Genomic DNA, 25061 nt, shown 5'->3' with positions numbered 1-25061 from the left:
GCTATCGCGACAGGTTGTAGACGTTTTTAATTGTCAGATCACCTTGCGGCAACGCGGGCAACGGCGTATCGCCGCTAGCGGGACCTTCAAACGAATGGGACGCGGCTTTCACGGTAAACTTTCCGGGGCAACGGATTTCCACATTGCCGTTCTCGATCGTGATGCTCGCACCGCCGCTCGTCACGACAACCTTCTGTTTGGCGGCGACCAGAACGTCCTGTCCGGCGCTCGATATATGGAGCTGCTTTTCTGCGAACAGGTCCATGCCGTCGCTTTGCGACTGAATCTCCACCTTTCCATTCCCGGCGAACAGTTTCATCCCGGCGCTCTGAACAAACAGGCTGATCTTCTCTGCGACGCTTGCCACAAACGATTTACCCGCAGCAATATAGGTACTCTCGCCACTCACGAGGTTCACGTTCTTGTCAGCGGTAGCGCGGACCGACTTTTCGGACGAGATAGCAACTCCGGCCGGGCTGCCAAACAGCATTACCGGCTCCCGGAAGGCCGCGGCGCTGCCCGAACCGCCACCCGCAGTCCGTCCGCCGTTCGATTGACCCGATGCCGTGTGTCGTGTCGCATCGGAGTATTGTGTCAGCGAATCGTGGCCCGGTTGCAGGCTTTCGGCGTTACGCTGTTTGCTTGCGTCGGACAGACCTTTTACGACGTTTTCCGCGCGCGTGAGCTGTTGCTGGGTAGCCGACGCATCCAGCGGTTGGCCGCCTACCGAAGTTGTATGCGTCGTGACATAAAGCCCCTTGTTCGCACGCAGAGCGCCATAAGCATCTGTTTTGAGGTCAAACCCGGTTCCTAGATATGAGCCGCGCGTATTGCCGCTCTGGTCAATCAGATAGCCGAGATGGAGCAGACTGTTCGCGCTGCTGCTGAACAGCCTCGCGCGGTTCTGGCCGGTCGCGTCATCGAGCACCATCTCGTTGAAACCTGCGCCAGCGTATTCCTTCGAGCGATAGCCGGACAGGATGCCGTTCGAATGCCACTGCGGTTTTACCGCGCCGTTATAGACGCGGTGTAGAACGAGCGGCCTGTCGCAATCGCCACCGACGTAACCGACGATCACCTCTTCGCCGACGCGCGGAATATGCACGCTACCGTATCCGCCCCCAGTGTCCGATTGCGCAACGCGAATCCAGCATGACGCGCGCTCGTCTCCCGGGTTCAACCGGTCCCAGATAAAAACGACCTTTACCCGGTTCAGTTCGTCCGTGTAGACCTCTTCGCCGCTTGGCCCGACGACGATCGCCGTCTCAAGCTGCATCTCGGGCTTTCGGTGCTCAAACGGGCTGCGATACGGCACAGTGACGCGCTGCGCTTCGACCTGCACCAGATAGAAGCCCTCGCTTCCGTCCGCGTGGCGAACGGCCAACGATCTCAGGTCGGAACTATCGTTCCTGACTTGCGCCAGCTGATTCTTTAGGCTATGAGGGAAATTCGATTCCCTCGAGGACGCGGGGAGATTGTTCTCGATGTATCGCGAGACCTTGATAGCGACGAATTCGCGTTGGCTGACCGGGTCACGGTCATGTTCCGGATGGTTGGTAAGTACAAAACGCAACCCGGCATCGATTGCGCGCACACCGCCTTCACCGTGGAACCGTTTGGCCCGTGACTCCCATTCTTCCAGCCGGATTTTCGAAAGATGTTCGCCCCGGTCCTGCGCCGCGTACGTATACGCGCCTGTGTACGTATACACCTCCGCCTGCTCGGGCAGACTTCCTTGTTCTGATCGTGTGGGCAATACGGTGCCCTTCGGATTAAACGGTGCCGAAGGGGACTTGTAGTCGAACGTGCGGGTCGTATGCAGCGAACTTTGCAGGGTACGCGATGCGGCCCATCGCGTGAATGCGTTGGCTTCGCTGGCTGCGCCGGACCTGTAGAAATCAACTGTCTCTGGCGACATCCTGTCAAGGGTATAGATATCGTCAGTGATCACGAGCATATGAGACTTTCCGTCCTTGCTCTGTTGCCAAAAACCGAAGAGCCCTTCGTCCTCCATCAGGCGATGCACGAAATTCCAGTCCGTTTCGCTTTGTCGGCAATATGACCGTTGCGGCAACGGCTGCGAAAGCGCGAACTGAAAGTAACCTTTGGCCTGCGGATGCTCGTTAAATACGTCGGTGATGATTTCGTCGGCCGACTTGTCCTGCCAATTGCGCATGTCGTGGCGGAATTTCAGGAAATGCATCCACGATGCAAAGGTCATCTGGTAGCTGCTCAAACTGCCATCCGCACCGAGCCGCCGCGCTGTATGGATGTAGCCGTTTACAGGTAGATACGATTTGTCCGGCTGCTGAATCCAGAGTGTCATCGGCTGTGCGATGAGCTTTTTGAGTTCGATATCGCCGACTGCAGACAACATGTCGAGCGCGACGCTGAAGTCACGGCCCAACTCACCGTGCGTGACAGCGCGGTGTGGCACTAGCGTATCGTTGGGCAAAGACGGTATGTCAGTCTTCAGCAGCCGGTCCTGCTGAATCAGGCCGCCCCGGATGGCCTGTACCAGATCAGTCATGTTCATTCGTTATCCATCTTCTCGGCCGAGCGGGCAGTGCTGTCCATGCACTGTCTCGCGGGGGCGGCTTCCAGAAAGTCGAACCCAGCGACGTAATTGGTCCTTCAACCGGACGGAATTTACCTCATATTAAAGTTACCTGCATATTCGAAGAAAGTTAAATTTGGATTTACCACCGGAATTGCGGGTATCCAGTATCTGGGAACGTCGAATTTAGCCCATCACATTTATTCAATGCGCATCGACTGTCAATTCACAACGAGCGGTCAACTGTAATGGTTCGGCTGGCCGAATGGCGTTTAACGCGGATCAGTTGGGTACACCGTAATGAGCCAGTGACTGGCGGGCCGGCAGATAGATCAATAGGATCAATCGTCAATTTGAGCCATGTTATAATTGATCCATATACTCAAATGATCTACATCAAACCATGCGCAAGCTCTACTACGGGCGGATTTCGACCACGGACGGCCAGTCCTCAGTAAGCCAGTACGACGACGCCAAAGCCCACGGCGTGCAGGACAAGGACGTTTTCATCGACGAGGGCGTGAGCGGCTACCACGTCGCGCCCGACGCGCGGGAACAGTGGTGCAAAGCCGAGCATGATCTGCGCCACGGCGGCGTGCTGATCGTGCGCTGGCTCGATCGCATCAGCCGCCGCTATGACGAGCTACACCGGACTATGCGCCGACTCATGGACCTTGGCGTTCGTGTCGAATGCACGCTCAACGGGATGGTGTTCGACGGAAAGGCGAAAGACCCCATTGAGAAAGCGACGCGCGACGCCGTGCTGGCGTTCATGGCCGCACAGGGCGAGGCCGACTACAAGAATCGCGCAGAGATGCAACGCCGGGGCGTTGCGATCGCGAAGGCGGCTGGGAAATACAGGGGCCGCGCGCGTTCACACGACTACGCGGCGATCAAAGCATGGCGGGAAGAGCACGGTGCGAGCATTCGTGAGACTGCCGAAAAATTCGGCGTGGCGACGGCGACGGTCAAGCGAGCATGTGCAACCGATCAGCATGCGTGACGGTGGCCGTATCGATCGACTGCCGCAGATTGTATATCGCGAAAATCGGTCGCGAACGGCGGCGGTCGGTATTATGATCCACAGATCGCGCGCTATGGACTTCGAGTCTTGGCAGCAGGCGACAGAGAATCAGAATGAGGAGTGCCATGCTCACAAACGTCCGGGGATTGGTTGATCGGCTCGATCTGGCTCCATCGCGAGGGCTCATGCCGCTGTTTGAGGCGGTATCTAACGCTATAGATGCCATTGAGGAAAAGTATGGCAGTGCGACAGCTGGATCGATAACGATCAAACTGCTTTTATCCGGCGATCTGGCCCGAGCCGGGGGTGACGACACATTCGTTATAAACGGCTTCGAAGTGGTCGATGATGGAGTGGGCTTCAACGAACTCAACATCGCCTGCTTCGGGGAAGCGTATACGCTTTCGAAGATCAAGGTTGGAGGAAAGGGCGTTGGTCGATTTACCTTTCTCAAGGTCTTCAGTCACTGCGATGTTAGTAGCGTGTTTGAGCGGGACGGAAAGCATTTCGCCCGGAACTTCAATTTTTCCATTACCGAAGAACTGAACGGTGCGGACAAGATCACACCGATTCATGCGCCGACCGGGACCAAGCTTCGCGTAACCGGGCTTGCAAATCGTTATCGTGTTGCCTGGCCAACCGATCCCGCAATAGTTGCCGAGCGCATCGTTGCGCACTTCCTGATCCGGTTTGCAGCGCGGTCCTGCCCCAGACGATCCTCGAATCTCCGGGGCGAGAGTCGATCGACCTGCACGAGCTATTTAACTCCTCGGTTCAGCCGCACATTCAAGAGCGCTTCTTCGATGTGCATGGGCATACCTTTGCCCTCCAGGCGTTTCGCCACAGGGACGGTCGTGCTCGACACGAATATCACTTGTGTGCCAACGGCCGTGATGTGACGACGTCGAAATTGCGCGACCTCCTTCCCGAGCTTCCTGAACGACTTGTAGATGAAGCGCAGGAAGCGTACACGCTGATCGTCCTGGTCACCGGGGAGTATCTGGACGACCACGCGAATCAGGAGCGGACAAAGATTGCATTTCAGTCTGAGGAAGAGCCGGAGCTTGAGCAGACTCTGGTCTCCCGCTAAGCCCTTAACAAGGCGCTGGTGGCGACGCTCAGGTCGGTACTTGCCGCCGATCTCAAGGTCACTGACGAAGAGAAGATCGAACAGATCACTCGATTTATTGAGCATGCACCAGAGTACAGGGTATTAACCCAGGACAAGTACCGTCCGTTGCTTGAGCAGCGTGTGCAGCCCGGCCTTAATGACGAGCAGCTGGATGAAGCGCTGCTTCATATTCGCCGAGCAATTGAAGACACCATCCGCACGGAGGAGCGCCATGTGGCTGCTCTCATTGAAAAAGAATCGTTTGATACCTATCAGGAACGCATCAAGGGGCTAATGGAGCAGATGAACGATGTGGGCAAGGCCAAACTGGCTGACTATGTCGCGCATCGTCGAACAATCCTCGATCTGGTTGACCAAAGTCTCAAGCGGGTACAGCACGATGGCAAATACCCGTTCGAGAAGGTGTTGCACAAAATGATCTTCCCGATGGGAGTGTCGTCAAAAGATATCTTCCTCGACCAGCAAAATCTTTGGCTGATCGATGAACGCCTGTGTTTTCACACCCTTCTGACTTCCGACAAGAAGCTGAACAAGGTCCCTGGGCTTGAAGGAACATCCGGAAAGGAGCCGGACATTTTTGCGTTTTTCTACGACACCCCTATCGGAGTGGCAGAGCCGGAAAACTTACCCGGCGGCGGAGTCGTTATAGTTGAGTTCAAGCGACCTGGTCGAGACGATTATGACAAGGACCCAGCCGACCAGATCATCCAGCGTTTCGTGGAGATAGATCAGGGTGGCGTCAAAGACATTGACGGCCGCCTGATCAATCCGGACCGCCTGAGATATACCGGGTACCTCATAGCAGATTTAACGCCGACGCTGCAACGACAAGTGGCCGCGTTACCACCGCACTGCTGACAACGAAGGCTACTTCTATACCCTGCCAGGTGGCAACGGATCGATCGAGATCATCTCGTACGACAAGTTGCTTCGCGATGCCAAGCGGCGAAACAGGGTGCTCTTCGATAAACTTGGCCTGCACAAACATTGAACGCAGGTGCCGTTTCACTCCACATCCGCTTTCATCGGGTAGCAAATGTACGAACTCATTCAAAAACAGATTGCAACCGACTTCTTTCAGCACAAATTTGCGAACGACGGGCAACGCTTCGTCGCATGGTATCTGCGGAATATTCTGTTCCGTGACATGAACGAGACACGTGACGACATCACCGACGGTGCGGATGACAAGCAAATTGATGCGCTAATCGTGGACGATGACAAATCGTTGGTGCGCATAATTCAAGGGAAGTTCGTTCAGGGCGGCACAGTCGATGCCGAACCTCTTCGTGAAGTCCTGTCGTCGTGGCTGCAAATCAAAGACCTTGCTCGGCTTCAGAACGTTGCTAACCCGAAGCTTGCAAGAAAGCTTCGCGAGTTGGCCGATGCATTCGAAGAGGATTACGAAGTGTCGTTCGAACTGGTTACGACCGGAACACTGACCGAGGCCGCTCAACATGACCTTCTGGCTTTCCAGGAGGAATTGGCAAAGCTAAGTGAGAATGAAGCCTTTGATGCCACCATTCATGTCATTGACGCCGACGAACTCAGGCGGCGCTACGACTATGCAATTGAGGCGGACAATCCCAGTATCAACTACAAACTTCCGCTGGCGGGCGTCAAACACATGTACCATGAAATCGCTGGGACGCCAGTTCTCATCGCCGCGCTGCCGTTGAAGGAGTGCGTGAAGCTTCCGGGCATCAAGGACGGCACGCTGTTTCAAAAAAACGTGCGTCAAAGTTTGGGGTCGAGCAATGCTGTCAACAAAGGCATTCGCAGTTCAATTTTGGGTGACAAGCGCAGCGATTTCTTCTTCTTCCATAACGGAGTGACGGCACTTTGCAACAAGCTGACCTTGGAAAACGACACACTTTCTCTCTGGGGGCTTAGCATCGTCAACGGATGTCAATCGCTGAATACGATCCTGTCGTGTAGCGAAACGGTCAAAAAGGTGGACGATGCATTCATCCTGTTTCGATTCTACGAAATCCCCCAGCGTGACCGGGCCGACAAGATTTCGATCTACACCAACTCGCAAAGCGCGGTAAAGGCGCGCGATCTTCGCAGCAACGACAAACGCGTACTTGCCATCAAGAAAGCGTATGAGCTGCGCTACCCGACTGGCTATTTCATAACCAAGCGCGGCGAGACGGCCCCGGCCGATAAAGACAAGAAACTTGTGGTGGACCTATCGTCTTTCGCGAAGAATTTGGTCGCGTGGCAGACCTTGCGCCCAAACCTCTCCTATGGCGAGACGAAAATTTTTGACAAGTATTTCGAAACCCTTTTCAAGAACAAGGATTACCCGCCCGAAAATGTCAGTGCCCTCAATACGTGGATGAACGAAGTCCTGGCTGCCTGGGTGCCGGAGAATCCGCTTAGCCTGAATGAAACGCTCTTGGCGATGAAGGCGTACGCGCCATACCACCATCTGTACGCAGTAGCGATAATCTTCGCAATTTCAAGCAACCAGTCCGACCGTGTTCCCAGTGCTCACAGGGCTCTAGCATCTGCCCAGCAGTTCGGCATGGTCGACCAAATCGTACGGATCGCCGGGACATGCCTGAACATGGCGCTTGAGGCAGCGGCGAACGAACCCCAAGCCGGTAACCGGGTGTTCAGCCCTCAAAACTGGGTCAAGTCCAAGGCGTGCCTTGCAGGGATCAATGGCGCAGTACGCAATTATCTCAATATGCTGAAAGGCTTTCCCGGCGGCGCTGAGATTAAGAAGCAGTTGGACGAAGCGACTGTGCTGCCCGTTGACGCGTTTGAATACCGGTTGTCTGCTGACTAACTGCTCTCGAGCGCGGTTGCAGGTACTGGAGCCGTTCGGGCTCGACGTGGTGCTGGCTTGGCCGCACAGGGCGAAGCCGACTACCGCAACCGTGCAGAGATGCAGCGTCGCGGCGTGGCGATCGCGAAGGCGGAAGGGAAATACAGGGGGCGCGCGCGATCCCACGACTACGCAGCAATCAAGGCATGGCGGCCCGAGCATGGCGCGACCATCAGCAAAACCGCAGAAGAATTCGGCGTCGGTACAGCGACCGTCAAGCGGGCGTGCGCCGAGTAAGTACCATCTGACCGGTAATCAATCGTGGAAATCGGAGCCACTGGTAGTCAACAAGCGCGGTCGCAGTTGTCTACCGCGTTCCCGCACGCCATCGGCGCGGTAGCGTATCGGACGGTTGATTACCGCGGCACTTCGGGCGATTGGGCCAGCCCTTCCCAGTGTTCGCCTGATCCATTTCACACTGGCGACGCAGCGTGTCTCTGCACGACTCGAAGCGGTCGCTAAGACCGCTTCGAGTCACCCCCTATAGGCTAAGGTCGGCCAGATGCCTGCTTCCCGAGGTGCTGAAGTTTGCTACTGACCGCATTCGTCCGAAGCATCTCCCTCGCCAGTTCCCCCGCAGCTTGGGCAGATATCGAGGACAACCTCTCCCTCTCCGTAGCAGCGGTGGCACTGAGCGAATGGATTGTCCTCATTGGGATCGTAACCAGTACCTCGGCATTCGGGGCAGGTCACATTTACATCCGAGCCTCGCCCATGGCACGTAGCGCAAGGAAATGTGGCTTCATCGTCGTAGAGATCGTAGTTGGTCGACATGATCATCCCTCCGGTCACGCAAACCACTTGCTATGAAACTCTTCGCTGCGGTCCGACATGTGCATTGAAGACACGACGCCGGTGCTTGCGAGGGGGCCATCACGTAGAGAGATGATCACCCCTTCCTCGCTTACATCGACAAAGAAGTCCAGCGTTTTTTGCGCGCGTCTACATGCGACGAAGCGCTCAATGGTGAACGCCGTTTGCTGCTGGAGAAGAGCGTGCTTCTCCGCCAGCTCTGCCAGCGTAGATTGCATGCTGTCGTCTGCCGCTAGTTGACGTTGCACATGCTCAAGGTAGCGTGTCGGAACACAGATTGCGCTGTATGAGGGGTACCCCATGCGCCGCGCCTCTTCATCGAGGCGCTCGAGGAATTCTCGAAACTTTGGGTAGTTAGCGAACCCGTACTCTTGCGCAAAGTGATTAAGGCGCCCCGATTGACCCAACTTCAAGAGCTTGCGGTCCGCTTCGTACTGCGGTGCAGCCTCTACGATTGCCGCTCCACCAAAGTCAGCAAGTGGAAACGAATCCAGTACCGGACCATCATCAATGGTGATGGTGATGGCTCCGCCTAACAGGTGCTTCATTTGCTGCTGCAAGGCGTTGAATTCCCCCACCATGTCTTCAAACAACTGCATCCGATGCGCGACAGTCTTGCCATATGAGCCGCCGTCCTTGACGCGTTCCTTGGCACTTCGTTCGTCATGTGGATAAAGAATGTGCCCGTGTAGTGCGAGCAGGCAACAATCTCGCGGATTGTGGGACGAGAATTGCGCGGGAAGAGGCAGGGGAGCGGAAGAGCGCTCCATCAGTCCCTTGTTCCAAGGGACGTTTAGGTACTCGGCGTAGAACTCGTCGTAGCCGAAGGCGATGCTGCAGGATGACGCGGACATGAAAATCTCCAGGCGAAAACGGACGCGCTCCTAGGGGAGCGGGCGGTTCTGCTGGACATGTGTCCTTGTCAGCTTTAGGTAAGCTGGGGAGGCGCGCGAATGGAGCACCGAAGTCATTATATCATTTTGGTCAGCGGACAATTCCTAACGCAACTGACAGTCTGGCGTCGATGTGCCTTCTACGATGTGTCTTCTATATAGATGCTCACGATGACTGCTCGTGGCAACCGATGTCCGTTCGACGTAGTCAAGACGGATCGCATCCCGGCGGAGTTGACACCGCTTCAATCGCCGCGTGCGCGATGTTGAGTCCGATAAGGGGTGACGTAGCGCGGTAACGTCTTGCGTCGTGCGCCCCGTTTTCCGGTAACAGAACGGTAACGGAAAACAAAAACAGAAAGGGGTTACAAGCCAACGACTTGTAACCCCTTGATTTCCTTGGTCGGAGCGATAGGATTCGAACCTACGACCCTCTGATCCCAAATCAGATGCGCTACCAGGCTGCGCTACGCTCCGAGGAGCCGCGGATTGTAGCGTCTTCCTACCCGCGGCGTCAAATCCGTTTGCTCGCTGTTTTTGCTGGCGATGCTTTTGCGACGATCCCGGCACGCCATCCGCCCCTCAAAATTCCGCGTCGCGTCTTGGCCTGGCCACCCCGGGCCACCCCTTGGCCACCCAAAACTCCCTTCCAGGAACGCGCAGAAATACTGTATAAATATACAGGACTACGGCGCCACCCGATGCGCCCGCCCAACTCCCTTCGCCATGCCCCTTCATTGCCGGGCAGGGCGAACTATTCCCGATCGACAGGGCAACCCGGCAACGGAGCGCACGCATGGCCGCCGCGATTCAGCTCACCGCGCATCTGCCGTCGCGGCTGCAAAGCCGCGTCTGGCAGGGCGATCAGCTCGCGTACGCGAGCGAGCGCACGGTGTCGAGCGGTCACGCAGCGCTCGACGCCCTGTTGCCCGGCGCCGGCTGGCCCGCGGGCAGCCTGACCGAGCTGCTGGTCGAGCAGGGCGGCATCGGCGAGATGCGGCTCGTCGCGCCCGCGCTGCGCGCGCTGACGGCGCAGGCGGGCCGTCATGTGCTGCTGGTCGCACCGCCGTGGCAGCCGTACGCCTGCGCGCTCAAGGCGTGGGGCATCGCGCTCGACCGCGTGATCTGGGTGCGCGCGAGCGAGCACGAGGCGCCCTGGGCCGCCGAGCAGGCGCTCAAGCAGGACGGCATCGGCGCCGTGATGCTCTGGCAGCCGAAGGCGCGCGCCGACACCCTGCGCCGTCTGCAGGTCGCCGCGCAGGATTCGCAGGCGCTCGCGTTTCTCATGCGGCCGCCTGCGGCGCGCAACCAGTCGTCGCCGGCGCCGCTGCGCATGGTCTGCACGCCGGTGCCGCCGCCCGAGGCGGACGCGAGTCTGAACCGGCGCGCCTGGATGCAGCTCGCCGCCGTGTCCGTCGATATCTTCAAACGCCGCGGGCCGCCGCCCGCCCAGCCACTCGTCATTACTTTGCCGTTGCAGGCGTCGCTGTTGCCCCAGCCGGGCGAGGCGTCGGCGCTGCCGTGGCCCGGGGCCAATCATCATGCTGTGGATCGCCGTCACCTTGCCGTTGTTGCCGCTGGAGGCCGTCAAACCGATCCTGCCGCCCGCGCCGCCGTCACCGCCGTCACTGTCGTCACTGCCGCCGCAGGACAGGCGGGCTGAGCACGCCGATCCCGCCCATCCGCACGATGAAGCCGCCGCGCCGCCCGAGCGCTGCCATGCGCTCGCCGATCACGCGCGCATCCTGATCGCCGATCTCGACGCGTTCCGTCTCGGCGTGCAGCCCGGCGCCACGCGCGCGCATGCGCTGGCGCTCGCGCCGGGCCTCGTGCTGCTCGAAGCCGACGCGGCGCGCGAGCAGCGCGCGTTCGAGGCGCTCGCGCTCGCGTTGCTCGCCTACACGCCGAAGGTGTCGTTCGCGCAGTCGCATACCTTGTTGCTCGAAGTCGGCTCGGGGCTGCGGCTGTTCGGCGGCGTGCGCGCGTTGCTCGCGAAGGTGTCGGCCACGGTCGCGAGCTGCGGGCACGCCGCGCGCATCGCCTGCGCGCCCACGGCGTGGGGTGCGTGGACGCTGGCGCAGGCGCGCGCCACGCGGGTCTCGTCGCGGCGCTGGCACGTACTCAAGGAAACGACGCTCGCGCGCGCGCTCGACGCGCTGCCGGTCGGTCTCGCGCCGTTCGCCGCGCAGCACGAACAGGCGCTCACGCAGATCGGCTGCGCGACGCTCGGCGATCTGCGGCGGCTGCCGCGCGACGGCATCGTGCGGCGTTTCGGCGACGGCGTGCTCGCGTGGCTCGCGCAGGCGCGCGGCGAGGCGCCCGATCCGCGTGTCTGGTTCGCCGCGCCGCCGTCGTTTCATACGTCGCTCGAATTGCAGGCGCGCGTGGAAAGCGCCGAGGCGCTGCTGTTCGCCGCGCGCCGTCTCGTGATGCAGCTGGCGGGCTGGCTCGCCGCGCAGCACGGCGCGTTGAGCGGCTTCGAATTGCGCCTCGAACACGAGCTTGCGTCGCGCCACGCGCCGCGCACGTCGAGCCTCGCGCTTGCGTGGGCCGCGCCGTCGCGCGATCCCGAGCATCTGCTCTGGCTGCTGCGCGAGAAGCTCAACCAGACCGAGCTGATCGCGCCGGTCATCGGGCTCGCGCTGGTTGCCGACCAGGTCAGCGAATATGCCGCGCCCACCGACACGCTGTTCCCGATGCCCGAGGCGTCGGAGGCGTCGATCACGCAACTGTTCGAGCGCATCGGCGCGCGCGTGGGCGAGCAGAACGTGCTGCAACTTTTCGTCGAGGACGATCACCGGCCCGAGCACGCCATGTCGGCGCGCACGTGGCGGGCGAGCGCGCGCCGCGCGGCGCCGCGCAAGCCGCGCGAGGGCCGCAAGGGCGAGCGCGCGCCGAGCGGCGAGCCGCCGGAAAGCACGCCGGCGCAGAGTGCGTTCGATCTGCCCGAGGTGCCGCTGCCGTCGCAGCCGCGTCCGGCGTGGCTGCTCGAAAAACCGCTCAAGCTCGCGATGCGCGGCGACCGGCCGGTGTATCGGCGTCCGCTCAAGACGCTCACGCGTACCGAGCGCATCGAGGCCGGCTGGTGGGACGGCGAGGGCGTCGAGCGCGACTACTACGTCGCCGCCGACGATCAGGGCCGCATGTTCTGGCTGTATCGCGAGCGCATCGGCGGCCAGTGGTATCTGCAAGGCCTGTTCGGCTAGCGGTTTTTATCGAGCATCATGTCGATCAGCGGAGCGGGCGATTCGTTGCCCGCGCAACCATCATCGTCGTCTTCGTCGCTGCCCGCGCAGTTGCCGGCGCAGTTGCCTGAGTACGCGGAGCTGCACTGCCTGACCAACTTCTCGTTCCTGCGCGGCGCGTCGCGTCCGAGCGAGCTGGTCGAGCAGGCGATCCGTCACGGCTATCGCGCGCTCGCCATCACCGACGAGTGCTCGTTCGCGGGCATCGTGCGCGCCTGGAGTGCGCTCAACGACTACGACGAGGCGCGCCGCAAGGCGCACGCCGAGGCGCGCACGCCCGGCCCGTTCGTGCCGTCGCTGCACTTGCTGACGGGCAGCGAACTGAATCTCGTCGACGAAGACGGCGCGCCGTTCTGCACGCTCGTGGCGATCGCGATGAACCGCGAGGGCTACGGCAATCTCTGCGAGCTGATCACGCTCGCGCGTTCGCGGGCGCCGAAGGGCCAGTACCGCGTGACGCCGTCCGACTTCACCGATCCGCAAACCCATGCCGCCGATTCCGCCCAGGATTTCACGCACCTGAAGCATCTGCGCGACTGCGTGCTGCTGCTCGTGCCGCAGCGCACGGCCACGCTCGCGCAGACCTTGCGCGCCGCGCACTGGCTCGCGGGTTTCGCGGCCGAGCGCGCGTGGCTCGCGCTCGAACTCTGGCAAACCGGCAGCGATGACGCGCAGATCGAAGTCCTGCGCCACGTCTCGCAGGAAAGCGGTCTGCCGCTCGTGGCGACGGGCGGCGTGCTGATGCACGCTCGCTCGCGCAAGCCCTTGCAGGACACGCTGAGCGCGATCCGCATCGGCAAGCCGTTGACGGCGTGCGGCCGCGCGCTGGAAGTCAACGCGGAGCGCCATCTGCGTTCGCGCGTGCGGCTCGGCGCGATCTATCCGCGCGAGGCGCTCGACGCGACGCTCGACGTCGCGCGCCGCTGCACTTTCAGTCTCGGCGAGCTGGCCTACGAGTATCCCGAGGAACTCGTGCCGCCGGGCGAAACGCCGGGCTCGTGGCTGCGCAAGCTCGTCATGAAGGGCGTGGCCGAGCGTTGGCCCGACGGCCTGAACAAGAAGCGCAGCGACCAGATCGAGCAGGAACTCGCGCTCATCACCGAGCTGCAGTACGAGAAATATTTCCTCACTGTGCACGACATCGTGCGCTTCGCGCGCGAGCAGAAGATCCTGTGTCAGGGCCGCGGCTCGGCGGCGAATTCGGTGGTCTGCTACTGCCTCATGATCACGGAGATCGACCCCGTGCGCATGAACATGCTGGTCGCGCGTTTTCTGTCCCGCGCGCGCAACGAGCCGCCCGACATCGACGTCGATTTCGAGCACCAGCGCCGCGAGGAAGTCATCCAGTACATCTATCGCAAATACGGCACGCGCCGCGCCGCGCTGGCCGCGACGCTGATCACCTATCGCTCGCGCAGCGCCTTGCGCGACGTGGGCAAGGCGCTCGGGCTCGACACCATGCTGGTCGAAAAACTCTCGGGCGCGCATCAGTGGTGGGACGGTCCCGATTCGATCGCGCATCATCTCGAGGAAGCGGGCTTCTCGCCCGATTCGCACGTCACGCAGCAGCTCATTCGCCTCACGCGCGAGCTGCGCGGTTTTCCGCGGCATCTCTCGCAGCACGTGGGCGGTTTCGTGATCGCGCGCGACAAGCTCTCGCGGCTCGTGCCGATCGAAAACGCGGCCATGAAGGACCGCTACGTGATCGAGTGGGACAAGGACGACATCGACGCGTTGCGCCTGTTGAAAGTCGATGTGCTCGCGCTCGGCATGCTTTCGGCGATCCGGCGTTCGCTCGAATGCGTCGCGCTGCGGCGCGGCTTGCCGCAGTTCCGCGTGCAGGACATCGGCGTCGAAGATCGCGCCGTGTACGAGATGTGCACGCACGCCGATACGGTCGGCGTCTTCCAGATCGAATCGCGCGCCCAGCAGAGCATGTTGCCGCGTCTGCGGCCGCAGACGTATTACGACCTCGTGATTCAGGTGGCGATCGTGCGGCCGGGGCCGATTCAGGGCGACATGGTGCATCCGTATCTGAAGCGCCGGCACGGCGAGGAAGCGGTGGAATACGCGAAGGAGGAACTGCGTCCGGTGCTCGAACGCACGCTCGGCGTGCCGATTTTCCAGGAGCAGGTCATGCACCTCGCGATGGTCGCTGCCGACTACACCGGCGAAGAGGCCGACAAGCTGCGCCGCGCGATGGCGGCGTGGCGGCGCGATGGCGATCTGCGACCGTATCAGGCCGATCTGACGCAGCGCATGCTGCGCAAGGGCTACTCGCCGGAGTTCGCGGAACGCATCTGCAAGCAGATCGAGGGTTTCGGCGATTACGGCTTTCCGGAGAGTCACGCGGCGAGCTTTGCGCTGCTCGTCTACACGAGTTCATGGCTCAAGCGTTACGAGCCCGCGGCGTTTCTCGCGGGCTTGCTGAACAGTCAGCCGCTCGGATTTTATTCGCCGTCGCAACTCGTGCAGGACGCGAAGCGGCATGGCGTGAAGGTGCGCGCGCCCGATATCGGCTTGAGCGACTGGGAGTCGGTGCTGGAAGTGCGCGGCGCGCCGGGCGTGCGTCTTGCCGCCGATGCCGATGGCGAGGCCGCGCGTTGTGCCGACGTCGCGCGTTATCGCGCGTTGTTGCGCGCCGCGACGTTCAACGATGAGGTGCATGGAAACGCGGCGAGCTTTGTCGCGCAGAAAAAAACGCGTCGCCGGCCGCTCATGCGCGGCTATCGCGGCGTCGTGCGCGCGCGCGTCCTGCTCGCGCCGCGTCATTACGGCCGCCACGGCCCGGCGGTGCGGCTCGGCTTCAGTCTCATCAAGGGCTTCTCCGAGGACGCCGCGCGCCGCGTGATGGCCGCCCGCGCCGAGGCGCCGTTCACCGATGTCGACGACCTCGCGCGCCGCGCCGGGCTTACGCGCCGCGAGCTGGAAGCGCTGGCGGCGTCCAATGCGCTCGCGAGCATCGCCGGGCATCGGCGCGAGGCGTGGTGGGCCGTGACCGCGCAGCATGCGGTGCCGGCCTTGCTGCGCGACGCGCCCGTGGCCGAGGCGCGGCTCGACTTGCCGCGCGCCTCGGAAGGCGCGGAGATCGTCGCCGATTACGCCAGCCTGCGTCTCACGCTCAATCGCCATCCGCTCGAACTGCTGCGCGAAGGGCTCGCGAAACAGCGTTTTCGCAGCGCGGCGCAACTCGCGCGTTGCCGCCACGGCATGCTCGCGCGCGTGTGCGGCATCGTCACGGTGCGGCAGCGGCCGGGCACGGCGAACGGCACGATCTTCGTGTCGCTGGAGGACGAAACCGGCTCGGTCAACGTGATCGTGCACGCCGCGCTCGTGGAGTCGCAGCGCAAGGAATTGCTGGGGGCGTCGCTACTGGCGGTGGCGGGCGTCGTGCAGCGCGAGGGCGAGGTGGTGCACCTGGTCGCGCATCGGCTCGAAGATCACAGCCGTCTGCTCGGGCGGCTCGCGACGGAAAGCCGCGATTTCCACTGAGCGTTGTTTGCCGACAGGAGAAAAAAGGAGAGGGCGATGCGCGCTTCGCAGCCTGGCTGTGCTGCGTGCATCGCCGCCGAGGTCAGTTTTTGCCGCAGTGCTCGCGCTCGAACGCATCGAGCACTGCACCGATGCCCGCGTCGAACGGCGTGCGCCGCCCGATGCCGAGCGCTTCGAGGCGGCCCGAATCGAGATGACAGTCACGCGGACGCGGCGTCGCGTCCGTGGGTTGCGTCTGCGCGATCAACTGCGCCTCGATCCCGAGCGCGCGCGCGATGCGTTGCGCGATGTCGTACTTGGTCATCGGCTCGTCGCCGGACCATTGCGCGATGCCGCGCACGGCCTCGCCATCCGCACAGCGCGTGAGCAGTTCGCGGATCACGACGGCCACGTCGGGCGTGAAAGTTGGATAGCGCGTGGCCCACGCGTCCATCGGCGCCGGTTTGGCCGCGGCGTTCGCAGTCGCTGCCGCCGCGCGGATCGCCGGTACGAGGCTCGTGACCGCCGACTCGTTCCAGTCGACGATCGGCCCGTACAGCAGCGGCAGACGCAGCACGAGCACATCGTCGCTCGCGTCGAGCAGCGCGCGCTCGCCTTCGAGCTTGCTGTGGCCGTAGGCGTTGAGCGGATTCGGCGCGGCATCCGGCAAATAAGGCGGCTGCGTGCCGTCGAACACGTAATCGGTGGAGATCGACAGCACCCACGCGCCGCGCGCTTTCGCCGCCGTGGCGATGCTGCGCACCGCGTCGACGTTGAGCGCGCGCGCCGCGGCGGGATCGTGCTCGCAGACATCGGGGCGTCGCTCGGCGGCGGCGATCACGATGGCATCGGGCGCTTCACGCGCGACGAAGGCCGCGACGGCTTGCGCATCGCGCACGTCGAGCGCGACCTGGCGCGGCCCCACGCGGCTGTGCGCGGTCTGCACGACCTGCCAGCCGGTTTCGGCGTCGAGTTCGCGCACGAGCGCGCGTCCGAGCAGGCCGGACGCGCCGATGACGGCGACCTTGAACATGGCGCGCCCGGCCTCAGGCCGCCGTGCTCTTGACCGTGTAGCCGGCTTCGTCGATGGCGGCCTTGAGCACGTCGGCGCTCTGGGTCGATTCGACGCTCACGCGGCCCGCGGCCAGGTCGATCTGGACCTGGGCGGCGGCGTCCTGCTCGTGGATCGCGCGCGTGACGGCGCCGACGCAGTGCTGGCAGCTCATGCCTTCGACGTTGAACTGGATCATGATGTTTTCCTTTGCTGAGTGAACGGAACGGAGGAGACAAAAGACATATGCGGCCTGTGCCGGATTATGCCAGTGGGGGCCAGGCGCTCATCGGCGGGACTGCCGGCGAGCGCTGGACCTTCCCATCGTGGGAAGGTGTAGCATCGATACATCGATGACAATTCGGCAGGAGAGCAGCATGAACATTGGCGAAGCGGCGCGCGCCTCGGGCGTCACCGCGAAAATGATCCGCTACTACGAGAGCGTGGACCTGCTCGCGCCCAAGGCGCGCACGGAATCGGGCTACCGCGTGTACGGCATGGAGGAGGTGCACGCGTTGCGCTTCATCCGGCAGGCGCGGCGTCTGGGTTTTCTCGTCGACGATATCCGCCGCCTGCTGGCGCTCTGGCACGACCGCTCGCGCGCGAGCGCCGAGGTCAAGGCCATCGCAATGGAGCACGTGGCCGAACTCGACCAGCGCATCGCCGAACTCACGCAGATGCGCGACACGCTGCGCCATCTGGCCGCGCACTGCCACGGCGACGATCGGCCCGACTGCCCGATCATCGAGCGCCTCGCCGATCCTGAGCCGGTGGAGCAGACTGGCGCGGCTTGAGCGCCGCAACCGAGGGTGCAACCCGCGCAGGCAAATTGTCGCAACCGACTCGCCGGGGGAGCTTTTTTGCACCATGTCGGTGCTAAAAGTGCCGCCCGACTCCGCCCTGATCCGATCCATGCAAGAAATGTGTCGATAAATCATTAAGTTGCCAAATACGCGCGGCGCATCATTCCAGATTGGAATGCACCGCATTCGAGCAATTCACTGGTAAAGTCAGGTGCAACCGCTATAATGCGGGTTATCCCTTACGAGGGTAATCCCTGATGCAAATCCACCGGGGATACGACCGATCCTTGGAGAACACCATCATGTTTGCGTACCTTCTTGAAAAGCTGAGCACCTGGTTTGAAACTGCCGAACGTCGTCGCCGCGAAGCGTATCTCGCTTCTTCGTCGGACATCGTGCAACTCGAACAGCGTATCCGCTCGCTCGAATCGAACGGCTACTCGCTGTAAGCAGCCGCAGGCAATCTGCGCTGTCGCAAGCCCCGCCCTGGCGGGGCTTTGTCATTTCTGCGGTCCGGCGTTCTGGTGCTCCGGCGCTCCGTGTCTGAAACGCTTCGATGAAGGCAGTCTCAGCCTTCCCACCGCGGTAAGGTAAAGTCTTTTTTGCGACAAGCCGACAACACAGTGGAGTCGCTTTCTTCTACCGGGGGACGTTCATGGCGCCAGTCAGCTTTTTTCACCATTCCGTGTGCGCGATTGTGCTCGTGACGCTTGGCGCATTGACCAGCGCCGGCGCGCAGGCGGGACAGCCGCTGATCCTCGATACGCAGCATGGGATCAGTGACGGCCAGAAGGGCATCGTGTTGCAGAATGCGCCGCTCGGCCAGTCGCAGATGGTGCCGATGCAGCAGCTACCGTCGCCGGATGCCAATAATCAGCAGCCGATCATCGTCGCGCCGTATGTGGAAGTGCCGGGTGGCGGGGGCGGGCGGCCGCCGCGTCCGCGGCCCGCGCAGCAGCAGTACGCGCCTGCGCAATAAAGCGCAACAGGGCGCAACAAGGTGCGGTAAGTAGCGGGATGAATCGAGTGGGCATGCCGCGAACGGGCATGCCGCGTGAAATCGTCTGGCGTCAGGGGCGAGGCGTCAGGTGCCTGGCGTTAGTCGCCAGGCATCAATCGCCGCGCGATTCGAGCTTGAATTGCGCGCCGTCGTCCTCGCCGAGCGTCTTGACGAGCCAGGGCATTGTTTCCTTGAGCGCGGCGACCAGCGTGTACGGCGGGTTGACGATGAACATGCCGCTGCCGAACAGACCAAAACCATCGTGCGGCGGACGCTTCACCGACAGCGAGACGTGCAGCCAGTTCTTGTCCTGCAGACGCTTGAGCTGCTCGGGAAAGCGCTGCGATTCGGGACGCGTGACCTGCGGATACCAGACCGCGTAGGTGCCGGTCGCGAAGCGCTGCAGTCCATCCTCGACGCACTTGATCGTGCGCGAATAATCGCGCTTGTCCTCGTACGACGGATCGATCAGCACCAGCGCGCGGCGCGGCGGCGGCGGCAGAAGTGGCTTGATGCCGTCGAAACCGTCGCCCGCGTAGATCATCACGCGGCGGCCGGCGTCGTGAAAACGATGGCGCAGCACGTCGATTTCCGTGCTGTGCAGCTCGAACAGACGCATGCGGTCCTGCTCGCGCATCAGACGCCACGCGAGATAGGGCGAACCCGGATAGAAGCGCAGATTGCCGTCGGGATTGAGCGCCGCGACTTCGTCGACGTAATCCGAAAGCATCGGCGGCAGGTCGCTGCGACCCCAGAGTTTGCCGATACCCGTGTCGAATTCGGCATTCTTGGTGGCGTAGCCCTCGCGCAGCGCATAGGCGCCCGCGCCCGCGTGGGTGTCGATGTACCAGTAGGCCTTGTCCTTCTTGCCGAGGTACTGCAGCAGTTGCACGACGATGGCGTGCTTGAGGACATCGGCGTGATTGCCGGCGTGGAAGGCGTGGCGGTAGCTCAGCATGTTGGGGCGGACGCGAGGAAGGTGGCGACCGGCGCGCGCACTTGCGCGCCAATGGCGGTGAAACGATAAACGGCGGCGCTCAGGTTCTTTCGAGAGCTTCTTTCGAGCAAGCTCTTTCGGGACGCGCCGCTGGCGATGCGCGCCGGCGGCGTTTCACGTGCTTCGGGAACGAGGCATGCCGGCGAGGCCGCGTATTGTACAGCGTCGTGCAGCGCGGCCCGGCCCAAAGGCTGAGTTGCCGCCTTACTCGTAATGCTCGCCGACGATCGCCTCGATCTTCGCCTTCACTTCGGGCGTGATCTTTTCGGCCACATCGCGCGCTTTCATATTCTCGCCGATCTGCTCGACGCGCGACGCGCCCGTGATGACCGTGCTCACGTGCGGGTTCTTCAGGATCCACGCGAGCGCGAGCTGGCCGACCGTGCAATCGAGTTCCTTCGCGAAGTCGGCGAGCTTGCCGACGATGGCGTTCTTGTCCGCGTCGGTGACTTCCTTGCGCAGCCAGTCGTAGCCTTGCAGTTGCGCCCGGCTGTCCGACGGCACGCCGCTGCGATACTTGCCGGTCAGCAGCCCCGAGGCGAGCGGGCTCCACGTGGTGAGGCCAAGGCCGATGTCTTCGTACAGGCGGCGATATTCGTCTTCCACGCGGCGGCGATGGAACAGGTTGTACTGCGGCTGTTCCATGACCGGCTTGTGAAGATGATGCCGTTCGGCAATTTCCCACGCGGCGCGGATTTCCTCCGCGCTCCATTCCGACGTGCCCCAGTACAAGGCCTTGCCGCGCGTGATCATGTCGCTCATCGCCCAGACGGTTTCTTCAACCGGCGTGTTCGGGTCGGGGCGGTGGCAGAACACGAGGTCGACGTAATCGAGCTGCAGCCGCTTGAGCGATTCGTCGATGGCATTCAGCAGATATTTGCGATTGAGCGTGTGGTACTGATTGGGCGCTTCGTTCAAGCCCCAGAAGAACTTGGTGGAGACCACGTAGCTGACGCGCGGCCAGGCGAGTTCCTTGAGCGCCTGGCCCATGATTTCCTCGGACTTGCCGCCTGCGTAGACCTCGGCGTTGTCGAAGAAGTTGACGCCCGCATCGCGCGCCGCGGCGAGCGACTCGCGCGCGAGATTGCGATCGACCTGATTGCCGTACGTGACCCACGAGCCGATAGACAGTTCGCTAACCTGCAGGCCCGAGCGGCCCAGTCGCCGATAGTTCATGAACGCCTCCTTGTTGAGCTCGCCAAATTAGCACGATCGCGCGGGCCGCGCTGAGCGCGCGCGGCGTTGTGCAAGCGGTTGAACAGCCGGACCGCATGGATGGCCGAACCGCCGCCGTGCCTGCGCGCGACGATGCGCTGCGGCAAGCCTGCGCCGCCTTGTCCAGATCGACGCTTGCGACACGCGGCTTCATGCACAATAGCGCGGTTGGCCGCGGCGCAACATCCGGCCGGATGGCGTAGGACAAATGCAGGAAAACGCTTAAGCCATTCGACAGGTTTGACGGTATGCGCGCGTCGAGGTCTCATCTCTTCTACGTCGTTGTCCCATTCCTGGAGGTGCTCGATGTCGTCTCTCACTCTGAATTCGAAGCTCGATGGCAAGGTCGCGGTCGTTACCGGCGCGGCCAGCGGTATTGGCAAGCAGATCGCACTCACGCTCGCCCAGGCGGGCGCGGCCGTCGCCATCGCCGACCTTAACCAGAGCGGCGCCGACGCCGTCGCCGAAGAGATCAAGGGCGCGGGCGGCAAGGCGATCGGCGTGGCCATGGACGTCACCAACGAAGACGCCGTCAATCAGGGCATCGACCGCGTGGCCGCCGAATTCGGCTCGATCGACATTCTCGTTTCGAACGCCGGCATTCAGATCGTCAATCCCATCGAGAATTACGCGTTCTCCGACTGGAAGAAGATGCAGGCGATTCACGTCGACGGCGCGTTCCTCACGACCAAAGCCGCGCTCCAGCATATGTACAAGGACGACCGCGGCGGCGTGGTGATCTACATGGGCTCGGTGCACTCGCACGAAGCGTCGCCGCTCAAGTCGGCCTACGTGGCGGCCAAGCATGCGCTGCTCGGCCTCGCGCGCGTGCTCGCGAAGGAAGGCGGCAAGCACAACGTGCGCTCGCATGTGGTCTGTCCGGGCTTCGTGCGCACGCCGCTGGTCGAAAAGCAGATTCCCGAGCAGGCCAAGGAACTCGGCATTTCGGAAGAGGAAGTGGTCAAGCGCGTCATGCTTGGCGGCACCGTCGACGGCATCTTCACGACCGTCGAGGACGTCGCGCAAACGGTGCTGTTCCTCTCGGCATTCCCCACGGCGGCCTTCACGGGTCAGTCGTTCGTGGTGAGCCACGGCTGGTTCATGCAGTAACGCGGAGGGCCGGTCATGGCGCAACGCAAGAAAGGGCAGGCGCAGTCGAGCGCCGTCGACGACGCAACCGGCTTGCGCGCGGCCACGGGCGCACAGGTTGGCGAACCGGCAGGCGTACAGGCGGGCGCTGAAACCGCTCCCCGTTCCGGCGCGCACTCGCGCGTCTCGCGCTGCGCGAGCGACTCCGATCAATGGGAGACGGTCGCGCTCACGCTGCAAGGCGGCGGTGCGCTCGGCGCGTATCAGGCGGGCGTGTACGAAGGGCTGTTCGAGGCGGGCATTGCGCCCAACTGGATCGCGGGCATTTCCATCGGCGCGCTCAATACGGCGCTGATCGCAGGCAATGCGCCCGAGCATCGCGTGGCGCGTCTGCGCGAGTTCTGGGAGACGATCTGCCAGCCCGCGTGGAGTCCGCCGCTGCCGGCCTTCATCGAGCACGCGCTGTTCAATTCCGGCGACGCCGTGCGCAAGAGCTTCACGGCCTTGCAGGCGGCGGGCGCGGTGATCGAAGGGCAGAAGGGCTTCTTCACGCCGCGCTTTCCGCCGCCGCTGCCCACCGCGGCGGGCGAGCCGGGCAAGGCGAGCTATTACGACACCACGCCGCTCAAGGCCACGCTCGAACGGCTCTGCGATTTCGACCGCATCAATTCGCGCGAGATACGCGTCTCGGTGGGCGCGGTGAACGTGGGCACGGGCAACTTCGTCTACTTCGACAATTCGACCACCACGCTGCGCCCCGAGCATTTCATCGCGTCGGGCGCGTTGCCGCCGGGTTTCGCGGCGGTGGAAATCGACGGCGAGTATTACTGGGACGGCGGTCTGATGTCGAACACGCCGCTCTACGAGGTGATTCAGACCACGCCGCGGCGCGACACGCTCGCGTTTCAGGTCGATTTATGGAGCGCGCGCGGTCCGGTGCCCGACAACATCACCGACGTGCAGGGCCGCATGAAGGACATCCAGTATTCGAGCCGCACGCGGATGGTCACCGACATGCTGCAACGCTCGCAGCGTTTCCGGCACGTGCTGCGCGAGGTGCTGGAGCGCGTCGCGCCCGAGCATCGGCAGGACAGGTGGATCGAGCTGGCGGACGAACTCTCGTGCTCGAAGAAGTACAACGTGATCCACCTGATCTACCGGCACAAGGAGTACGAAGGCCACTTCAAGGACTTCCAGTTCGGCATTTCGACGATGCGCGAGCACTGGACGAGCGGCTTGCAGGACATCCGCGCGTCGCTCGGGCAACCGGGGTGGCTCGACAAACCCGATAACGATTCGGGCTTCGTCACGCACGATATCCATCGCGATATGCACGGGCACGGTTGAACGCGCGATTTGCGCTCAGGCAGGCGCAGTAGTCTGCGCCCAAACAAAAGGCGTCCGTTCTTGCGAACGGACGCCTTTTTCGTCTCACTTCGACGCGCCGTCCGAAAACGGCGCATCGAGGCGAATCGCTTATTTCGGCACGCTTACTTCAGCACGGCGGCGACGGCGGTCGCGACGGCGTCGAGGTTGCGCGTGTTCAGCGCGGCCACGCAGATGCGGCCGGTGCTCACGGCGTAGATGCCGAACTCTTCGCGCAGGCGGTCGACTTGCGCCGCCGTCAGGCCCGAGTACGAGAACATGCCGCGCTGCACGTTGATGAAGTTGAAGTCGCGGTCGACGCCGGCCGCCGTCAGGCGTTCGACGAGGCCCGTGCGCATCGCGCGGATGCGGTTGCGCATTTCGCCGAGTTCGGCTTCCCACATGGCGCGCAGGTCGGCCGAGCCGAGCACGGCGGCGACCACCGAACCGCCGTGCGTCGGCGGGTTCGAGTAGTTCGTGCGGATCACGCGCTTGAGTTGCGACAGCACGCGCGTCGATTCTTCCTTGCTGCTCGTGATGATCGACAGCGCGCCGACGCGCTCGCCGTACAGCGAGAACGACTTCGAGAACGACGACGACACGAACACGTTCAGTTCCGAAGCGGCGAACAGGCGCACGACTTCGCCGTCTTCGGCGATGCCGTCACCGAAACCCTGGTAGGCGATGTCGAGGAAGGGCACGAGCTCGCGCGCCTTCACGACTTCGATCACCTGCTTCCACTGGTCGATCGTGAGGTCGACGCCGGTCGGGTTGTGGCAGCACGCGTGCAGCACGACGACCGTGCCCGCGGCGTAGCCGTTGAGCGCGCTCAGCATGCCTTCGAAGTTCACGCCGTTGGTCTGCGCGTCGTAGTACGGGTAGGCGATGACTTCGAAGCCGGCGCTTTCGAACAGCGCGCGGTGGTTTTCCCAGCTCGGGTCGCTGATCGCAACCTTGGCGTTCGGGTTCACGCGCTTCAGGAAGTCGGCGCCGATCTTCAGCGCGCCCGTGCCGCCCAGCGCCTGCGCCGTGACGACGCGGCCCGCGGCCAGCAGCGGCGAGTCGTCGCCGAGCAGCAGCTTCTGCACGGCCGCGTCATAGGCGGCGATACCTTCGATCGGCAGATAGCCGCGCGGCAGGCCGGCTTCCACGCGGGCCATTTCCGCATCGCGCACCGCGCGCAGCAGCGGAATCTTGCCGTCCTCGTTGGTGTACACGCCCACACCGAGGTTCACCTTGGTCGCGCGCGTATCGGCGTTATAGGCTTCGTTCAGACCCAGGATCGGGTCGCGGGGGGCGAGTTCGACAGCGGAAAAGAGGGACATGATGGTTCGGCAAAAGTGAAGGGAGAAGCTCGGTGGACCACACGCTGCCGATATTCGCCGGTACTTCGGCAGATTCGGGACTTCTTTGGCGCGCTCCTCGCGAGCGACGAGCGCCGGGCAGCCGGCCACGCAACTCGCTATTGTAACGAATCCGCCGGCCGTATTTCCGCCGACTGCGACGCCAGCGGGGCCATTTGGTCTGCACCTGATGTCGCAGCCGCCGCGCCCGCGCGTGAATTTCCGCC

General features: G+C 62.6%; 20 protein-coding genes, 1 tRNA gene and 1 pseudogene. 14 read left to right on the top strand and 8 right to left on the bottom strand.

What is annotated here, in order from left to right; translation table 11 throughout:
- Position 1: 1 nt before the first annotated feature.
- Positions 2-2536 carry a type VI secretion system Vgr family protein gene (locus tag G5S35_RS09645; protein ID WP_183038249.1) on the bottom strand — a complete coding sequence of 845 codons (2535 nt, stop codon included), beginning with the start codon at positions 2534-2536 and terminating at the stop codon, positions 2-4.
- A gap of 424 nt (positions 2537-2960) precedes the next feature.
- Here G5S35_RS09645 and G5S35_RS09640 point away from each other — a divergent pair, with 424 nt between their 5' ends.
- The 6 genes and pseudogenes from G5S35_RS09640 to G5S35_RS09625 all read left to right on the top strand — a co-directional run.
- The gene (locus G5S35_RS09640) at positions 2961-3560 is read left to right on the top strand and encodes a recombinase family protein (RefSeq protein ID WP_059721183.1); all 600 of its coding nucleotides are present in this window, start codon (positions 2961-2963) and stop codon (positions 3558-3560) included.
- A 146-nt stretch (positions 3561-3706) separates the two neighbouring features.
- The gene (locus G5S35_RS39285; RefSeq protein ID WP_202034984.1) at positions 3707-4480 is read left to right on the top strand and encodes an ATP-binding protein; all 774 of its coding nucleotides are present in this window, start codon (positions 3707-3709) and stop codon (positions 4478-4480) included.
- Positions 4477-4671: a hypothetical protein gene (locus G5S35_RS39280; protein ID WP_202034983.1), complete on the top strand. Its 195-nt coding sequence runs from the start codon at positions 4477-4479 to the stop codon at positions 4669-4671. Before G5S35_RS39285 ends, G5S35_RS39280 begins: the two co-directional genes overlap by 4 nt.
- Before the next feature lie 18 nt (positions 4672-4689).
- Positions 4690-5571 (top strand): hypothetical protein, encoded by an 882-nt coding sequence (locus G5S35_RS39275; RefSeq protein WP_202034982.1) that lies wholly within the window; start codon positions 4690-4692, stop codon positions 5569-5571.
- A gap of 178 nt (positions 5572-5749) precedes the next feature.
- Positions 5750-7510 (top strand): AIPR family protein, encoded by a 1761-nt coding sequence (locus tag G5S35_RS09630; RefSeq protein WP_183038248.1) that lies wholly within the window; start codon positions 5750-5752, stop codon positions 7508-7510.
- 51 nt (positions 7511-7561) lie between these two features.
- A pseudogene (locus G5S35_RS09625) lies at positions 7562-7786 on the top strand (recombinase family protein); the annotation flags it as partial.
- 551 nt (positions 7787-8337) lie between these two features.
- Here G5S35_RS09625 and G5S35_RS09615 read toward each other — a convergent pair.
- The gene (locus G5S35_RS09615) at positions 8338-9216 is read right to left on the bottom strand and encodes a hypothetical protein (protein ID WP_183038246.1); all 879 of its coding nucleotides are present in this window, start codon (positions 9214-9216) and stop codon (positions 8338-8340) included.
- A 439-nt stretch (positions 9217-9655) separates the two neighbouring features.
- Positions 9656-9732 (bottom strand) — tRNA-Pro (locus tag G5S35_RS09610).
- Positions 9733-10051: 319 nt separating this feature from the next.
- Here G5S35_RS09610 and imuA point away from each other — a divergent pair.
- The 3 genes from imuA to G5S35_RS09595 are packed head-to-tail and all read left to right on the top strand — an operon-like array spanning position 10052 to position 15992.
- Positions 10052-10918, top strand: coding sequence for a translesion DNA synthesis-associated protein ImuA (gene imuA / locus G5S35_RS09605; RefSeq protein ID WP_183038245.1), 867 nt, complete (start codon positions 10052-10054; stop codon positions 10916-10918).
- Positions 10800-12461, top strand: a complete 1662-nt coding sequence (locus tag G5S35_RS09600; protein WP_237181370.1) for a Y-family DNA polymerase — start codon at positions 10800-10802, stop codon at positions 12459-12461. The genes imuA and G5S35_RS09600 overlap by 119 nt, the downstream gene beginning before the upstream one ends.
- Positions 12462-12479: 18 nt before the next feature.
- Complete coding sequence (locus G5S35_RS09595) at positions 12480-15992, top strand: error-prone DNA polymerase (protein WP_110328364.1); 3513 nt, start codon at positions 12480-12482, stop codon at positions 15990-15992.
- Positions 15993-16074: 82 nt separating this feature from the next.
- On the opposite strand, the gene G5S35_RS09590 is transcribed toward G5S35_RS09595, so the two are convergent.
- Positions 16075-17004, bottom strand: coding sequence for a dTDP-4-dehydrorhamnose reductase family protein (locus G5S35_RS09590; RefSeq protein ID WP_183038244.1), 930 nt, complete (start codon positions 17002-17004; stop codon positions 16075-16077).
- 13 nt (positions 17005-17017) lie between these two features.
- The gene (locus G5S35_RS09585) at positions 17018-17221 is read right to left on the bottom strand and encodes a heavy-metal-associated domain-containing protein (protein WP_221224594.1); all 204 of its coding nucleotides are present in this window, start codon (positions 17219-17221) and stop codon (positions 17018-17020) included.
- Positions 17222-17399: 178 nt separating this feature from the next.
- Between G5S35_RS09585 and cueR the strand changes: the two genes are divergently transcribed.
- From cueR to G5S35_RS09570, 3 genes are all read left to right on the top strand, one after another.
- The gene (gene cueR, locus G5S35_RS09580; protein ID WP_065061362.1) at positions 17400-17816 is read left to right on the top strand and encodes a Cu(I)-responsive transcriptional regulator; all 417 of its coding nucleotides are present in this window, start codon (positions 17400-17402) and stop codon (positions 17814-17816) included.
- Positions 17817-18127: 311 nt separating this feature from the next.
- Positions 18128-18274 (top strand): DUF3563 family protein, encoded by a 147-nt coding sequence (locus tag G5S35_RS09575; RefSeq protein WP_074986432.1) that lies wholly within the window; start codon positions 18128-18130, stop codon positions 18272-18274.
- 206 nt (positions 18275-18480) lie between these two features.
- Entirely contained in the window at positions 18481-18804 is a 324-nt protein-coding gene (locus G5S35_RS09570) for a hypothetical protein (RefSeq protein WP_110328365.1), read from the top strand.
- A gap of 133 nt (positions 18805-18937) precedes the next feature.
- On the opposite strand, the gene G5S35_RS09565 is transcribed toward G5S35_RS09570, so the two are convergent.
- Positions 18938-19783, bottom strand: coding sequence for a 23S rRNA (adenine(2030)-N(6))-methyltransferase RlmJ (locus G5S35_RS09565; protein ID WP_074986428.1), 846 nt, complete (start codon positions 19781-19783; stop codon positions 18938-18940).
- 243 nt (positions 19784-20026) lie between these two features.
- Positions 20027-20998, bottom strand: coding sequence for a potassium channel beta subunit family protein (locus G5S35_RS09560; protein ID WP_074986426.1), 972 nt, complete (start codon positions 20996-20998; stop codon positions 20027-20029).
- Positions 20999-21343: 345 nt separating this feature from the next.
- Here G5S35_RS09560 and G5S35_RS09555 point away from each other — a divergent pair, with 345 nt between their 5' ends.
- Together G5S35_RS09555 and G5S35_RS09550 are read left to right on the top strand one after the other, a co-directional pair.
- Entirely contained in the window at positions 21344-22147 is an 804-nt protein-coding gene (locus tag G5S35_RS09555) for a 3-hydroxybutyrate dehydrogenase (RefSeq protein ID WP_183038243.1), read from the top strand.
- 15 nt (positions 22148-22162) lie between these two features.
- On the top strand, positions 22163-23473 hold the full coding sequence (locus G5S35_RS09550; protein WP_183038242.1) for a DUF3734 domain-containing protein: 1311 nt from the start codon (positions 22163-22165) through the stop codon (positions 23471-23473).
- Between the two features lie 143 nt (positions 23474-23616).
- On the opposite strand, the gene G5S35_RS09545 is transcribed toward G5S35_RS09550, so the two are convergent.
- Positions 23617-24816, bottom strand: a complete 1200-nt coding sequence (locus tag G5S35_RS09545) for an amino acid aminotransferase (protein WP_065061368.1) — start codon at positions 24814-24816, stop codon at positions 23617-23619.
- Positions 24817-25061 lie beyond the last annotated feature (245 nt).

The sequence above is a fragment of the Paraburkholderia tropica genome (genome assembly GCF_014171495.1).
Classification (GTDB): Bacteria; Pseudomonadota; Gammaproteobacteria; order Burkholderiales; family Burkholderiaceae; genus Paraburkholderia; species Paraburkholderia tropica.
Note: the sequence above shows the minus strand (reverse complement) of the source record. Positions and strands in the feature narration are given on the sequence as shown.